The 15301-nt window shown below is 38.5% G+C and carries 16 protein-coding genes; 10 read left to right on the top strand and 6 right to left on the bottom strand.

Annotated features, from left to right (window positions below; translation table 11 throughout):
- Positions 1 to 8: 8 nt before the first annotated feature.
- The 5 genes from ODQ17_RS00180 to ODQ17_RS00160 all read right to left on the bottom strand — a co-directional run bounded on the left by ODQ17_RS00180 (position 9) and on the right by ODQ17_RS00160 (position 4576).
- Positions 9 to 752 (bottom strand): amino acid ABC transporter ATP-binding protein, encoded by a 744-nt coding sequence (locus ODQ17_RS00180; RefSeq protein ID WP_004792844.1) that lies wholly within the window; start codon positions 750 to 752, stop codon positions 9 to 11.
- A gap of 13 nt (positions 753 to 765) precedes the next feature.
- Positions 766 to 1443 (bottom strand): amino acid ABC transporter permease, encoded by a 678-nt coding sequence (locus tag ODQ17_RS00175; protein WP_005304545.1) that lies wholly within the window; start codon positions 1441 to 1443, stop codon positions 766 to 768.
- 2 nt (positions 1444 to 1445) lie between these two features.
- Positions 1446 to 2288, bottom strand: a complete 843-nt coding sequence (locus ODQ17_RS00170; RefSeq protein ID WP_005304542.1) for an amino acid ABC transporter permease — start codon at positions 2286 to 2288, stop codon at positions 1446 to 1448.
- A gap of 92 nt (positions 2289 to 2380) precedes the next feature.
- Entirely contained in the window at positions 2381 to 3274 is an 894-nt protein-coding gene (locus ODQ17_RS00165; RefSeq protein ID WP_005304540.1) for an amino acid ABC transporter substrate-binding protein, read from the bottom strand.
- A 537-nt stretch (positions 3275 to 3811) separates the two neighbouring features.
- Positions 3812 to 4576: a glutathione S-transferase family protein gene (locus tag ODQ17_RS00160; protein ID WP_322900928.1), complete on the bottom strand. Its 765-nt coding sequence runs from the start codon at positions 4574 to 4576 to the stop codon at positions 3812 to 3814.
- A gap of 344 nt (positions 4577 to 4920) precedes the next feature.
- On the opposite strand from ODQ17_RS00160, the gene ODQ17_RS00155 reads away from it, so the two are divergent.
- The 8 genes from ODQ17_RS00155 to ychF all read left to right on the top strand — a co-directional run bounded on the left by ODQ17_RS00155 (position 4921) and on the right by ychF (position 13403).
- A complete protein-coding gene (locus tag ODQ17_RS00155) occupies positions 4921 to 6156 on the top strand; it encodes an SfnB family sulfur acquisition oxidoreductase (RefSeq protein WP_322900927.1) in 1236 nt (411 codons plus the stop codon).
- 12 nt (positions 6157 to 6168) lie between these two features.
- The gene (locus ODQ17_RS00150) at positions 6169 to 7392 is read left to right on the top strand and encodes an SfnB family sulfur acquisition oxidoreductase (RefSeq protein ID WP_322900925.1); all 1224 of its coding nucleotides are present in this window, start codon (positions 6169 to 6171) and stop codon (positions 7390 to 7392) included.
- Entirely contained in the window at positions 7392 to 8804 is a 1413-nt protein-coding gene (locus ODQ17_RS00145; RefSeq protein WP_322900923.1) for an LLM class flavin-dependent oxidoreductase, read from the top strand. Before ODQ17_RS00150 ends, ODQ17_RS00145 begins: the two co-directional genes overlap by 1 nt.
- A gap of 14 nt (positions 8805 to 8818) precedes the next feature.
- Complete coding sequence (locus ODQ17_RS00140) at positions 8819 to 9649, top strand: MetQ/NlpA family ABC transporter substrate-binding protein (RefSeq protein ID WP_322900921.1); 831 nt, start codon at positions 8819 to 8821, stop codon at positions 9647 to 9649.
- A 13-nt stretch (positions 9650 to 9662) separates the two neighbouring features.
- Positions 9663 to 10496, top strand: coding sequence for a MetQ/NlpA family ABC transporter substrate-binding protein (locus tag ODQ17_RS00135; RefSeq protein WP_322901471.1), 834 nt, complete (start codon positions 9663 to 9665; stop codon positions 10494 to 10496).
- 5 nt (positions 10497 to 10501) lie between these two features.
- Positions 10502 to 11578 (top strand): methionine ABC transporter ATP-binding protein, encoded by a 1077-nt coding sequence (locus ODQ17_RS00130; RefSeq protein ID WP_078225416.1) that lies wholly within the window; start codon positions 10502 to 10504, stop codon positions 11576 to 11578.
- Positions 11559 to 12218 carry a methionine ABC transporter permease gene (locus ODQ17_RS00125; RefSeq protein WP_004792864.1) on the top strand — a complete coding sequence of 220 codons (660 nt, stop codon included), beginning with the start codon at positions 11559 to 11561 and terminating at the stop codon, positions 12216 to 12218. Before ODQ17_RS00130 ends, ODQ17_RS00125 begins: the two co-directional genes overlap by 20 nt.
- A 93-nt stretch (positions 12219 to 12311) precedes the next feature.
- Entirely contained in the window at positions 12312 to 13403 is a 1092-nt protein-coding gene (ychF, locus tag ODQ17_RS00120) for a redox-regulated ATPase YchF (protein WP_151767959.1), read from the top strand.
- A gap of 46 nt (positions 13404 to 13449) precedes the next feature.
- Here the strand turns inward: ychF and ODQ17_RS00115 are convergent, their stop codons facing one another.
- Entirely contained in the window at positions 13450 to 13971 is a 522-nt protein-coding gene (locus ODQ17_RS00115) for an Mpo1 family 2-hydroxy fatty acid dioxygenase (RefSeq protein WP_322900917.1), read from the bottom strand.
- A gap of 91 nt (positions 13972 to 14062) precedes the next feature.
- On the opposite strand from ODQ17_RS00115, the gene ODQ17_RS00110 reads away from it, so the two are divergent.
- Together ODQ17_RS00110 and ODQ17_RS00105 are read left to right on the top strand one after the other, a co-directional pair.
- Positions 14063 to 14770, top strand: coding sequence for a Crp/Fnr family transcriptional regulator (locus ODQ17_RS00110; protein ID WP_322900916.1), 708 nt, complete (start codon positions 14063 to 14065; stop codon positions 14768 to 14770).
- Positions 14771 to 14941: 171 nt separating this feature from the next.
- Complete coding sequence (locus ODQ17_RS00105; protein ID WP_004792870.1) at positions 14942 to 15268, top strand: hypothetical protein; 327 nt, start codon at positions 14942 to 14944, stop codon at positions 15266 to 15268.
- Positions 15269 to 15301: the final 33 nt, after the last annotated feature.

Below are 15301 nucleotides of genomic sequence, written 5' to 3'. Positions count from 1 at the left end.
TAATGGTATTAGTGCATGGCTTGAATTTTTTCTAAGAAAAGCTTCGCACGCTCGTGGCGAGCATCTAAGTTATCAAAGAATTCATGCGTTGGACAGTCTTCTAAAATCTTACCTTCATCCATAAAAATTAGACGGTTAGATACTCTTTTAGCAAAACCCATTTCATGTGTAACGCACATCATGGTCATGCCCTCATGTGCAAGTTGCACCATCACTTCAAGTACTTCCCCGACCATTTCTGGGTCAAGTGCAGAAGTTGGTTCATCAAACAACATACAGATTGGGTCCATGGACAAGCCACGAGCAATCGCTACACGTTGTTGTTGACCACCAGACAATTGGCCCGGAAACTTATCTTTGTGCGCAAGCAAACCTACACGCTCTAAATATTTCAAACCTTTTTCACGAGCATCGGCAACTGAACGCTTTAACACTTTAACTTGAGCAATGGTTAGATTTTCCAAAACAGTCATGTGCGGAAAAAGTTCAAAGTGTTGAAAGACCATTCCTACTCGTGAACGGAATTTAGCAAGATCCGTTTTTGGATCTTTCAGAGAAACTCCATCAACAATAATATCGCCTTGTTGAAATGGCTCTAACGCATTCACTGTTTTAATGAGTGTTGATTTTCCTGAACCAGACGGTCCGCAAACAACAACGACATCACCTTTTTCAATACTCGTCGTGCAATCTGTTAAAACCTGAAAATCACCATACCATTTAGAGATATGTTGGATGTCTATCATTGGCATTTAAAATCTCCAATTAGCGAATGATGGCAATTTTTTGCTGTAAGCGTTTGACTAATTGCGACAGTACAAACGAACTACAGAAGTAAACTACAGCGACGATTAAATAGAATGTTGCTTTGGTTTCAGGACCATATGTATTAGCCAATGTATCTGCACGGCCTAAAAAGTCTGGTGCACTAATCACATAAACTAATGAGATATCCTGAAATAAAATAATTGTTTGAGTTAACAATACTGGGAGCATGTTACGAAAGGCTTGAGGTAAAACCACGTAGCGCATTGATTGACCATAGGTAAAACCTAACGCGTAGCCTGCATTGACCTGACCTCTTGAAATAGACTGAATTCCGGAACGTACAATTTCCGAGAAAAATGCAGCTTCAAAAATAGCAAAAGTCACAACACTTGAAAACAATGGTCCCCAATACGTATCAGATTGAAACTCAAATATTTTTGGCAACAAAAAGTAGAAAATAAAGATCACCTGAATCAGTGGAATACCACGAAACAGATCGACATAAAATTTTGCGAAATTACTTGCGATGGCATTGTTTGATAAACGCATCATTGCCAATGGGGTTCCGATTAGGATACCGCCCATCATCGCCAATACAGTCACGGTCAGGGTAAAAATAAAACCTTCTTTGAGTGCCGCGATCACATCAGGGTTATGTAATAAAGAAAAATCCATAATTACTTCCCTCCTGAGCCTAAGCCAGGCACAGCCATTCGTTTCTCAATCCATGCCATGATAAATTTAATACTATAAGTAATAATTAAATAAACAGGTGTAGAGAGAATAAGAATAATGATGTCCTGAGAAGTTTCTTCCCGCATGGTTTTTGTATAAGCGAAGAAGTTCAAAACACTCAAAGCATATAAAACAGCCGAGTTCTTGAAAACGTTCATTGCTTCAGAAGTAATCGTTGGCCACACTGTACGATATGCAACAGGTAAAATGACATAACGATAACTTTGTGCAGTGGTAAAACCCATTGCAGAAGCTGCAAACTTTTGTCCACGAGAAACAGTATTAATACCGGCACGTATGTGTTCAGATACACGCGCAGCAGTGTAGAGACCTAATGCAAAAACACCAATAACCGCAGGTTGCTGATTTAAAATATTTTTCCACCATCCACCTGCAACAACGTCCCCACTGCCTGCACTTAAGCTGTCCGGTAAAAACTCCGGAAAAACAAATGCCCAGAAGAATAGCTGCACAATAAGTGGAATATTACGGAAGATTTCAACGTAACAATTGCCAATAAATGCGAGAGGTTTGTTAGGTAATGTACGAATTACCCCAAGGAGAGAACCTAATAAAAATGCGATAAGAAAGGCTATAACAGCTGTCCAAACCATAGTAAAGACGCCTGAACCTAACATTTGTAACCATGTGGGCGCTTCAGCATGAGCATTGTAGCTTGTACTACCAATTGCTCTACAGACTGATTCTGCCCATGCGGCTTTATCGACACCATATTCATTAGACTCCGCACAGAATATAGTCCAGTTTAGCGAGCCGACTGACATGTTTGCCCCTTAAATGAATATCTTTAGGAAAATAGACCGCTTAAGCAAGTGAGTCTCACTTGCTTAAGTAAATTTAGGACAAAAAGATCTTGTTAGATCCCTGCATCTGTTGGGTGAGCTTTTAGTTTTTTATAAGATGAACTTTGTGGCATGTTCAAATTTGTATTTTTTGGTGGAATTGGCGATAAGAACCACTTCTTATATAAAGCGTCCATTTGACCAGTTTTCCATAAATTATTTACAGTACGGTCTGCAATCGCTTTAAATTTTGGATCATCTTTAGCAAGCATAATACCGTAAGGTTCAGATGAAAGTACTGGCCCTACAATTGCAAATGCTTTAGGTGTAGAAGACTTGGCAACCAAACCAGCTAAAATATTATCATCCATAACAAATGCAGCAGCACGGCCAGATGCCATCATAGCAAAAGAGTCTGCATGATCTTTACCATAAATATTTTGGACATTAATTGACTGACCCTTTTCATTCATCTTAATGTATTTATCAGATGTTGTGCCTTGAGTTGTTACAACTGCCTTGCCGTTTAAATCTGCCAAACTCTTAATGCCAGAGTTGGCTTTAACTGCCATACGTACTTCTGTTGCATAATAGTTAGTTGAGAAACCCACTTGTTCTTGGCGTTGCTTAGAGTTTGTGGTCGTACCACATTCCATATCAATATTGCCTGCTAAAAGTTCAGGAATACGTGTTGATGAAGTTACTGCCTTGTATTCAACTTTTAGCCCAGGCATTTTCAATTCTTTTTTAATGTCATTTGCAAACTGGTTACAGATATCGACTGCATAACCCACTGGTTTACCTGCAACAACATATGAAATTGGGTCAGAAGATTCTCGGTGGCCAATAACGATTTTTCCGCTGCTTTTAATTTTAGCTAATGTATCTGCTGCCTGAATTTGAGAAGTAGCACCAACCGTACAAAGCATAAATGTTGAAATAATGAGAGAGGTTGCAGAACGTTTCATAAGAACTCCTTGATGATCATTCTCTCTATTTATCTATAGAATCATTCATATAGAGCAATAGAGTGATTTATTATTAAATTGCAATTATCGCGCCAACTTTTCCAAGTAGGACACATCCATTTGCTTCACTTATTTTATTCAGTCTGTTTTGCAGAGTTAATACCTTTAAAACTGCTAACATGTTTCTACTTTAATCTATGTTTTAATCTTCTGTCTATTATTAAGCTCAACTAATTACACTTAAATGTGGCAATTATTGATTACAATGTAAACACATGCACAATAAAGTGGCTTAACTTCAGCTAAAAACTGTTTTTAGAAAAATTGTATTTTGCAAAAAATTATAAAAATTAAAATTATTAAGTATTTAGAATAAGTTCGAATAATGAGCTAAATAAAGAAGTTGCAGGAGTAAAATAATATATGCAAATGGTTTAATAAAAATCATTTAGAAAATTGATAGTAATATTTAAGTTAATGACTGAACTTAGAAATATTACAAAAATGCCCTGAGAAAATCAGGGCATTTTATAAAGCTTAAATTCCTCGCCAATCTACGCGTGCGTTTCTTTCGGTTTGATATATTCTTAAAACATATTGGCCTAGAGGTAAATCAAGCAAATATTTTTGATAGTTGCTCCATTCCTCAGAAACTTCTTCTGCTTCTTCACGCTCCCATGGCGTACCCTTCACCTCTAACAATGGTGCAAGCATCGAACACACAGAAATATCAGCAAGACTTAAGCGATCACCCACCATGTAGCGCGCTTGGTTTTCTATTAGATAGCGGTTTAATTCATTTATGAGTTCGTCCATCTGCTCTTTGGACTGACCCACCCACTCCTCTTCAAGTTTATAGTTCTTCTTTACGAGTGTTTTGAGAAAAGGTTTCGATATTTTTTCAAACTGACGTAAATAGCCTTGTTCACCCATCATAATTTCTAAAGCATGGTCTCCTTGCGCCAACGTATGAGCTAAAGCCCAACGGCGCACATGTATACCAAGCTCATCAGCTAAACTATCAATTTTAAGAGTTTGTTGTCTAAGTTGCTCATCACGACGCAAAAGCGCGTGTTCTGGGTAGGTATCATCCAAATAAAGTGCAATCTTGGTTGATTCAGCAATCCATTGATGGTCATCTTTCAAAATTGGCAATAAATTTTGGCCTGTTTTGAGTTGTGCAAAAGCACGATGAAACCCTGGAATTAGGTTATGAGCCACATAATCAAGTTCTTTATGGTCTAACAACCAGCGAGCTTTTTCACAATAATGGGACAAAGGAAACTGATACAAAACCCGCATAAAATCTCCACGTTTATTTTTATTTGACTATTTGTACAAAAATGGTCGATGGTAAGTAGATACTTTAGAAGCTATTTTTATTTAAAACAATGGATATTGTGCTCATTTTTTGCTGACAGTTAGGTCTTTTTTTTTATATCTTTTTTTACCGTACTTATTGCTCTTTTTCATATTAAAACTAATTTTATTATCAATTTTTCGCATAAAAACTACAATCTATTGATTTATAAATATTTTTAATATCTGTATTTCTCCATTAAAAATCAAAAAAAATGCTTTGCACTTTATTTCATAAGCTGAGCATAAGTCCTCGTTTAGTGGAAAAATATTTCTTTTGTAAGGTAATGACAGCAATACAAGGTGTCATTATGTCTAATTCTCTATCTAAAACGACGGCATACGTCCAAATCATTCAAAATGATCAACAAGCCATTAATGCTGCTTATCAAGTGGCTGATTATGCTTTAGAGGGTCGTAATACACGTGATCAACAACGCTTATTACCGCATGAGCAAATCGAAAGCTTTAGCCAAAAAGGCTTAGGCGGAATTCGAATTGCGAAAAAATATGGCGGCGCTTTTGTTTCCAATAAAACTTTAGCTCAAGTTTTCCGTATTTTAAGTAAAGGTGATGCGAACGTTGGTCAGATTCCACAAAATCAGATTAGCCTTTTAAACCTGATCGAAATTATGGGCACAGAACAACAAAAACAATTTATCTTTTCAGAAATATTGGCAGGCAAACGTCTTGCTAACGGTGGACCAGAACGTAATACACATGACTCAAAAACTTTAAAAACTACACTTACCATTGAAAACGGCAAATATATTTTAAACGGCGAAAAGTTTTATTCCACAGGTACAAGTTTTGCGCATTGGCTCGCAATTAAAGCGGTTCATCCTGAAGGTCATGTAGTTTTAGTCATTGTGAATCGAGAAGCTCAAGGTATTGAAGTCATTAATGACTGGAATGGATTTGGTCAGCGTACTACAGCGAGTGGTACAGTTAAATTAAATCACGTTGAAGTTAATCCAGAACTCATTTTTGATGAACGCTTATTAACTAAAGCCCCTACTTATCGCGGTGCTTATTCTCAGTTATTACAAGTTGCCATTGATGTGGGGATTGCAGAAGCCGCTTTTGACGATACTTTATCGACTATTCATAAAGCACGTCCAATTATTGATGCAAATGTTGAAAAAGCCAGCTTTGAACATTACACCCTGCAAGAAGTAGGTAAGTTAAATATTTTGCTCGATGCTGCAATTTTACTGCTTGATGACGCTGCTGAATATTTAGATGAACTTGACCAACTTGAAACTGTGACTGATGAACAAGTAGCTAAAGCTTCAATTTTGGTCGCAGAAGCAAAAGTCTATGCCAATGATGCGGCTCTACAAATCTCTGAAAAATTGCTGGAACTAGGCGGTAGCCGTTCAAGTTTAAGCCAACACAATTTAGATCAACATTGGCGAAATGCCCGTGTACATACTTTACACGATCCTGTTCGCTGGAAATTACATGCCATTGGCAATTATTACCTTAATGGTCATTTCCCTGCCCGCCATGCCTGGATTTAAGGAGAAATTGTCATGACTTCATATCAATCGGTTCAAACGAAACAAACCTCGGCATCTGGCCAAGCGCACATTATTCAAAATGATGCAGAAGCATTAGAAGTTGCCAAACAGTTTGCTGAGCAATTTAAAAAAACCGCAGTTGAGCGAGACTCTAAGCGAATTTTACCGTATACCGAAATCGATGCATTGAGCCAATCTGGTCTTTGGGCAATTACAGTGCCAAAGCAATATGGTGGTGCCGAAGTTTCAAGTCATACAGTTGCTAAAGTGATTGCACTTTTAAGCGGTGCAGATGGTTCAATCGGACAAATTCCACAAAACCATTTCTATGCCTTAGAAGTATTGCGCAATACAGGCACAGAAGCTCAAAAACAACGTTTATATGGCGAAGTGTTAAATGGCACTCGCTTCGGTAATGCACTTGCCGAGTTTAAAACTAAAACTTCAACCCATAAACAAACCAACATTCGTCCGCATGAAAATGGATATTTGATTCAGGGTGAAAAGTTTTACTGCACAGGAAGTTTATTTGCTCACCGTATTCCAACCTTAGTTTTAGACGATGCAGGCCGAGAGTATCTAGCCTTTGTAAAAAGTGGTTCACAAGGATTGAAACTTGTTGATGACTGGTCTGGCTTTGGACAGAAAACCACAGGCAGCGGCACAGTTAAATTTGATCAGGTTTTTGTCGATGCAGATGATGTTATTCCTTTTGATACTGCATTTTTACAACCAACCTTAGTGGGCCCTTTTGCTCAAATTATGCATGCATCAATTGAGGTAGGCATTGCACGTGGAGCCTTTGAAGAAAGCTTGCAAAGAGTGCATCAAGCCCGCCCATGGATTGATTCAAATGTAGAAACTGCAAACCAAGATCCTTTAACGATTTATGAATTAGGACGCATTGCCGTAGATGTACGGGCAAGTGAAGTGTTATTAAAGCAAGCTGCGCAATCAATTGATGCCGCAAAAATTGAAACCACACCTGAAAGCATTGCCAAAGCTTCAATTAATGTGGCCAAAGTACGTGCTCATAGTAGCGATACAGCACTCAAAGCATCTTCTAAGCTGATTGAACTTGCTGGTAGTCGTGGTAGTCAGACACAAGATGGCTTAGACCGTTTCTGGCGCAATGCGCGCGTACATACGTTGCATGATGCTGCACGATGGAAATATTACTTTATTGGGAACTATGTACTTAACGGTGTTCTACCACCTCGTCGGGGGACATTGTAATGGCTGATTTTAAAGCGAAAGAAATTTTATTAAACGCCTTTGACATGAACTGTGTTGGACATATCAATCATGGCTTATGGACACATCCACGTGATGAATCACACCTCTTTAATGAACTGAGCTATTGGACAGAACAAGCCAAAACTCTAGAAAGTGGTTTATTTGATGGTTTGTTTATTGCAGACATTACAGGTGTTTATGACGTCTATCAAAATGGTATTGATCTGACTTTAAAAGAGTCCATTCAGCTTCCGAGCCATGACCCATCTACACTCATTTCAGCAATGGCGGCAGTCACTCAAAACTTAAGTTTTGGGGTCACTGTGAACTTAAGCTATGAGCATCCATATCAGTTTGCCCGCCGCTTTGCGAGTCTCGACCATTTAACTCAAGGTCGTATTGGCTGGAATATTGTGACAGGTTATCTAGATAGTGCGGAACGCTTAATTGGTCAAAAAGGTTTAAAAGACCACGATGCCCGCTATGAACAAGCCGAAGAATTTTTAGAGCTTTGCTATAAATATTGGGAAGGTTCATGGGAAAACGACGCAGTAAAAAAAGATAAAGTACAGCGTGTTTTTACAGATCCATCTAAAGTTCACACCATTCACCACCACGGAAAATATTACCAAAGTGAAGGTGTTTTTCAGGTGTCTCCTTCTGTGCAACGCACTCCAACACTCTTTCAAGCAGGTGCTTCACCCAAAGGTATGCAGTTTGCGACTCGACATGCTGAGTGTATATTTATTGGTGGCGACAAACCCGAAAAAATACGCGAACAAGTGAAAAAGATTCGTGCTCTTGCAGAACAGCAAGGCCGTTCAGCGGATGACATTAAAGTGTTTGTTGGCATAACGGTTGTTGTTGCCGAAACACATGATCTCGCTGTACAAAAACTTAATGAATATCGTCAGTATGCAAGCCCTGAAGCAGGCCTCGCGCATTATGCGAGTTCAACTGGCATCGACTTAAGTAAATTTGCCGACGATGAAGCGATTCCTTACCAAAAAAGTAACAGTATTGTTTCGATTACCGAAAAATTTAAAGAGCAACAAATCACGAAAAATGACTTAAAAGCTCAGCATGTTTTAGGTGGTCGTTATCCCCTCATCGTGGGTAGTGGCGAAGAAGTTGCTGAATACTTAATTCATCTTTTAGATGAAACAGATATTGATGGCTTTAATTTGACACGTACAGTTGCACCTGAGTCTCACCACGACTTTATTCGCTTGGTTATTCCTGAGCTACAACAACGTGGTCGTTATAAGACTGCATATAAAACGGGTTCACTGCGGAACAAAATTTTTAATCGGGGTGATCAATTACCAAAACAACACCCTGTTCAAGCGTTCCGATGTAGTCCCTATAACAACAGCAAAAACCTAACAACAATTGAAGAAATAACCGCTTAAATTTGGAGATAGACATGGCTCAAACAGCCTCAAAAAAATGGCTAGGCGTAGGCTTAGTCGTTGTAGTCCTTTTTGTTGCTTTATTCTTTTGGAATAAACACCGTCAAAGTGGCTCAAATGAACTTGTGATTGGTATTAGTCCACCATTTGCAAAAACTTTACAAGCTGCTGCCGATGAAGCAAAGCAACAAGGTTTAAATGTGAAACTGGTTGAGTTTTCTGACTGGAACACCCCAAACATTACCTTAAATCATGGGGATATTGATGCGAACTTTTTCCAGCATCAACCGTTCTTAGACAATGCAATTAAAGAAACTGGCTTTAAATTAAAAGCATTTGCAGTAGGTGCAGCATCACATGTGGGACTTTATTCAAAGAAATATAAAAGCCTTGCTGAATTGCCACAAAACGCACGTGTAGTCATTCCAAATGATCCTGTGAACCAAGGTCGTGCCCTACTACTTTTACAGCAAGCTAAATTAATTACGCTTAAAGATTCAAATAACCATTTATCTGCACTTAAAGATGTTGTTTCAAACCCTAAAAACTTGCAATTCATTGAGGTTGAAGGACCGCAAACTGCTCGTGCAATTGATGATGTTGACTTGGCATTTGGTTACCCACATTACTTACGCTTAGCAAAAACAGCTGACCCTGATAGTGCTCTTTTACTTGATGACAATACCAATAAACGTTATGCAATTTTGTTTGTAGTACGTGACGACTATCAGGATAAAGGCGACAAATTGAAGAAATTTGTTGAGATCTATCAAAACTCGCCAAAAGTTAAAGCTGTGTTAGATGCTGAGATTGGGCCAAAACTTTGGTTCCCTGGCTGGAAGTAATAACGGAAAGATTATGGCGATTCAGTTCAAACAGCATAAGCCTTGGTTACTCGGAATTACGATTGTTATCGTAGTTCTGGGCCTCGTCGGTTACCGTTATATTAAAAATAAACAAGCCGATGATGTTTTAACGATTGGCATTAGCCCACCGTATGCTGAGTTATTACAAAGCGTTGCCAATGAAGTAGAAAAGCAAGGTGTTCATGTCAAACTCGTTGAATTTTCTGACTGGCGAGCACCAAATGTTGCCGTACAAAACGGTGATATTGATGCAAACTTTTTCCAGCAAAGCGTATTTCTACGTAATGCTGTTAAAGAAACGGGCTATGACTTACATGCATTTGCCGTGGGCTCAGGAAGTCATGTAGGTTTATATTCAAAAAAATATAAATCACTTAAAGACTTACCTTCAAATGCACGTGTTGCTATTCCAAACGATCCCGTCAATTTAGCTCGCGCTTTAATTTTATTGCACCGTGCAGGTTTAATTCAGCTTAAAGACATTAACAATGAACTTTCAACCACTCAAGACATTATTGCTAATCCTAAACAGCTAAGCTTTGTTGAGGTTGAAGGCCCTCAAACCTCACATGCATATAACGATGTCGATTTAATTTTCGGCTTCCCTCACTACTTAAAAATGGCAAAGGTAACCGACCCACATAGCGCATTATTTTTAGATCCAATCGATAAAAAATATGCAATTTTATTTGTGACCCGTCGCGATTACCAAGATAAAAACCAAAAACTTGCAACCTTTGTTAAAGCATTCCAGAACTCAAAACAAGCACAAGATATTCTGGATAAAGACTTTGGCCAAGGTATGTGGTTTCAAGGCTGGAAATAAGGAGAATGACAATGGTGAGTTTTGGATCACAAGTTGATTTTTCTCTACCTCATATCAAAATTCGTGGTTTGAATAAATTTTACCAATCGCAGGGTCAAAAGCTGCATGCTTTAAAAGAGATTAACCTTGATATTCCTCAAGGTAAGATTTTAGGCATTATTGGTAAAAGTGGTGCAGGAAAATCATCCCTACTCCGCACGTTAAATGGCTTAGAACAAGTAAATACAGGCAGTATTCATATTCATCAACAAAACATTGCTGAATTGAGTCATGCCGAGCTTATTCAAACTCGCCAACGCATTGGAATGATTTTTCAACATTTCAATTTGATGTCTGCAAAAACGGTCTGGGAAAATGTGGCATTGCCCTTAAAAGTTTCCAATTACAACAAAGCAGATATCGATCAACGTGTAAATGAAGTTCTGGCACTCGTAGGTCTTGCAGATAAGTCTGGTCATTATCCATCACAACTTTCAGGCGGACAAAAGCAACGTGTCGGTATCGCACGTGCACTTGTCCATCATCCTGAAATTTTACTGTGTGATGAAGCAACCTCTGCACTTGACCCAGAAAGCACTGCTACTATTTTGGCTTTACTTAAAAAGATTAATCAGGAACTTGGTCTAACGATTGTTCTCATCACACACGAAATGCAGGTCATTCGAGAAATTTGTGATCAGGTCGTTGTGATTGACCAAGGTGAAATTGTAGAGGCTGGCCAAGTCTGGTCTGTATTTTCACGACCAGAGCAACAAATTACTCAAGAATTGTTAAACCTTGAGCAGATCACTCTGCCTTTTAAAATCAGTCCTCTACCCGATGAAGATTCAACTCATATTATTGTAAAACTGAAATATGAGGCTGAAGCGCATCAAGTACCCGATATACAAGAGCTACTTGCTAGATTTAAAGCGCCCGTCAATTTATATCAAAGTCAGGTCGATACCATTCAAGGGCACATTATTGGTTCACTTTTAGTGGGTATTCCTAACGTAGAAATTGATCTTTCATCTATACGACAAGACGCATCAACTGCAATTGCACAATTTGAGGTACTTGGCTATGCACGACCAGCTCATTGATTTATTAATTACTGGAACTGTAGACACCTTACTCATGGTAGGTGCATCTGCATTTATTGCTTTTTTAATTGGCTTACCGATTGCTGTTGTTTTAGTTAGCACTTCTGAGCACGGCATTCACCCGTCACAAAAGATTAATCAGGCTTTAGGTTGGGTCATTAACATTACTCGTTCTGTGCCCTTTCTTATTTTAATGGTTGCACTTATTCCGCTTACTCGCTGGATTGTAGGTACAAGTTATGGCGTTTGGGCAGCCGTTGTTCCATTGACGATTGCGGCAATTCCCTTTTTTGCTCGTATTGCAGAAGTCAGCTTACGTGAAGTCGACCAAGGCTTAATTGAAGCTGCTCAAGCCATGGGTTGTAACCGTAAACAAATTATTTGGCATGTGCTTTTACCAGAGGCTTTGCCGGGTATTGTGGCAGGCTTTACCGTGACTATTGTGACTATGATTAACTCCTCTGCGATTGCTGGTGCTATTGGTGCAGGTGGTCTAGGAGACATCGCATATAGATATGGTTATCAACGTTTTGATATGCAAATTATGTTGGCTGTAATTTTTGTGCTCATTGTTTTAGTCATGTTAGTACAAGCAACTGGCGATGCCTTAGCCCAGCAACTTGATAAACGTAAAGTTTAAAAGCAATACACCCCCGCTCTAGCCATGACTTTGTCATGGCTTTCATGTAAAATCAGCGACAATTTTTAATTTACACATTTGTGAGTGGTTTTCATGGGTTTTAATTGCGGTATTGTTGGTCTGCCAAACGTAGGGAAATCTACCCTTTTCAATGCATTAACGAAAGCAGCGATTGCAGCGGAAAACTTCCCTTTCTGTACCATTGAACCAAACACAGGTATTGTTCCTGTACCAGATCCACGTTTAGACAAACTTGCTGCGATTGTTAAACCACAGCGTATTTTGCCAACTACCATGGAATTTGTGGACATTGCAGGTCTTGTTGCTGGTGCATCAAAAGGTGAAGGCTTAGGTAACCAATTCCTTGCTAACATTCGTGAAACTGATGCAATCGCTCATGTTGTACGTTGTTTCGAAGACGAAAACGTAATTCACGTAAATGGTAAAATTGATCCATTAGACGACATCGCAACTATTAATACTGAACTTGCGCTTGCAGACCTTGAAACTGTTGCTAAAGCAATTTTACGTTTAACTAAAGTTGCTAAAGGCGGTGACAAAGAAGCTGTAGCAACTAAAGCAGTTTTAGAAAAAATCCAACCTTTACTTGACGAAGGTAAACCAGCGCGTGCGGCTGATTTGTCTGATGACGAACGTAAATTAGTTCGTGGTTTTGGTTTAATGACTTTAAAACCAACCATGTATATTGCAAACGTTGCAGAAGATGGTTTTGAAAACAACCCACATTTAGAAGCAGTTAAAAAACTTGCTTCTGAAGAAAACGCAATTGTTGTTCCTCTTTGCAACCAGATCGAAGCTGAAATTTCATTATTAGAAGATGAAGATCGTGCTGAGTTCTTAGAAGCAATGGGCATGGAAGAACCAGGCTTAAACGTGGTTATTCGTGCAGGTTATGCGCTTTTAGGTTTGCAGACTTATTTCACTGCTGGTGTACAAGAAGTTCGTGCATGGACAGTAAAAGTTGGCGCAACCGCTCCTCAAGCAGCTGGTGTGATTCATACTGACTTCGAAAAAGGCTTTATCCGTGCTGAAGTTGTTGCATATGACGACTTCGTACAATACAACGGTGAAAACGGCGCTAAAGAAGCTGGTAAATGGCGTTTAGAAGGTAAAACTTACGTTGTTCAAGACGGCGATGTAATGCACTTCCGTTTTAACGTATAAGTTAAAGCTCAAAAAAAGCCCCATCATATTGGGGCTTTTTTTATGTTTAATGACTTAAATCCATCGCCTCTCGTTTACTGCGCGCCTCTTGTAAAATACGCGCATGCAAAGGCTTTCTAAAACCTAGCATAAATATAAATTCTGCCAATACAAATAATGGCCCTATCGCAAGTCCTATTACATCATCAACAAAAGCAGGTTTTTTCTTTTCGAAATAATGTCCAACAAACTGAAAAATCCACCCCACCACAAAGAAACCAATACTTGTCGCTAACCATTGCCCCAAAGATAACTGGGCAATTTGGCTCGCCAGTGGATACACAGCGGCTAAAAGAATCAGCATAATTACGCCAAAAACTTTATCCAAAATGAAATAATAGATCGTACTAACTGCAATCAACACTATAGCTAAAGTCAGTTTAAAACTGCCAATATCGACTCCAGCTCTCGCAGTTAAACATAAAATTGAAAACACTATGAGCGGAATACCGATAAAATGCGTCAAAATATTTTTATGATTTAAGTGGTAAGCCGCATATTTGCTAAGCTGTCGCTCCAAATTTGACATGAGTTGTTCCCTATTCATCTATCTATAGTCATACTGTACAAATAAGGAAAACTTAAAGTTGTCAGCTATTTGACAAAGTAATGATTTTTTCATGGATGGGCTGATATTGGATCTTATTTATATTAATCGACTAAGAGAAAATACATGGTTTAGTTTGCTTCCAGAAGCATTCCAAAACTTTATTCTAGAGCATGGTAAGCAAAGAACCTTTGAAAAAAACAATTATGTGTTCCGTGCCCAAGATGTGTTTGATGGCATTTATACTGTGCTTGAAGGCTCAATTAGTTTGGGTTATGTCGATGTAAATGGTAATGAAGCTCTTTCTGCAATTGCTGAGCCAATTATGTGGTTTGGTGAAATATCGCTGATTGATCATGAACCACGTTCGCACGATGCGATTGCTTTGAAAAAAAGTACCGTTCTGCATATTCCTGCAAAACCATTAAATGAATTACTCAAAGACAATCCCTATTATTGGTACTACTTTGCTCGTTTAACCAGTCAAAAACTCAGATACGTTTTCTTAGAACAGATTGCTATCCAAACACGCAGTATTTCTCAAAGGCTTGCTCAACGTCTTCTATTCATTTTAGAAGGATATGGGAATCATATTCTTATTCAAGATCATCACATCCATATTTCTCAAGAACAATTGGCAAATATGCTGACCACATCTAGACAGACGATCAACCATGAGCTGAGTCTGCTCGAAAAACAGAAAATCATCAAAATTACTTTTAGAAAAATCGAGATTCTAGATATTGAGAAATTGAAAGTAGTTGCTCAAGTCCATTCTTAGTCTTTGCACAACCAGCTATATGACAAAAACTTAAAACCAAATTAAAAAAATAGATAACGCTGCAAAACAACACATTGTTCAAACTCTATTTCACAAAATAAATGTTTTAAAGCATATATTTTCATTTTACACTCAAGCTGAGCAATAATACTCAACAAGGCGCTGATTAACATGAAAAAATTATCAACAATTCTTACAGCTGGCGTATTGGCTATGTTAAGTGTTTCGGCATTTGCATGTCCAAAAGGAACTCAATTACAAGGTGGTACAGGGCCGAATCATAAAGGCGGAAAATGTGTTGCTGCACACGGCAAAGCAACTGCTAAAAAAGAAGCAGTAAAAGCAAAACAAGATGTTAAAAAAGATATGACTGAACAAAAGCATGAAGCAATGATGAAATCTACGCATGCTCAACATGAATCACAGCAAATGACTCATCAAATGAAACAAGATGCAGTGAAAACAGCAAACACAGCTAAAGCTGCGACAAAGCCGTAATTAACATTCACTCATTATCGTTTTAAAAGCAAA

The sequence above is a fragment of the Acinetobacter sp. IRS14 genome, assembly GCF_034650275.1.
Taxonomy (GTDB): Bacteria; Pseudomonadota; Gammaproteobacteria; order Pseudomonadales; family Moraxellaceae; genus Acinetobacter; species Acinetobacter oleivorans.
The sequence above is the reverse complement of the archived record's forward strand: the minus strand, read 5'-3'. Positions and strand labels throughout refer to the sequence as shown.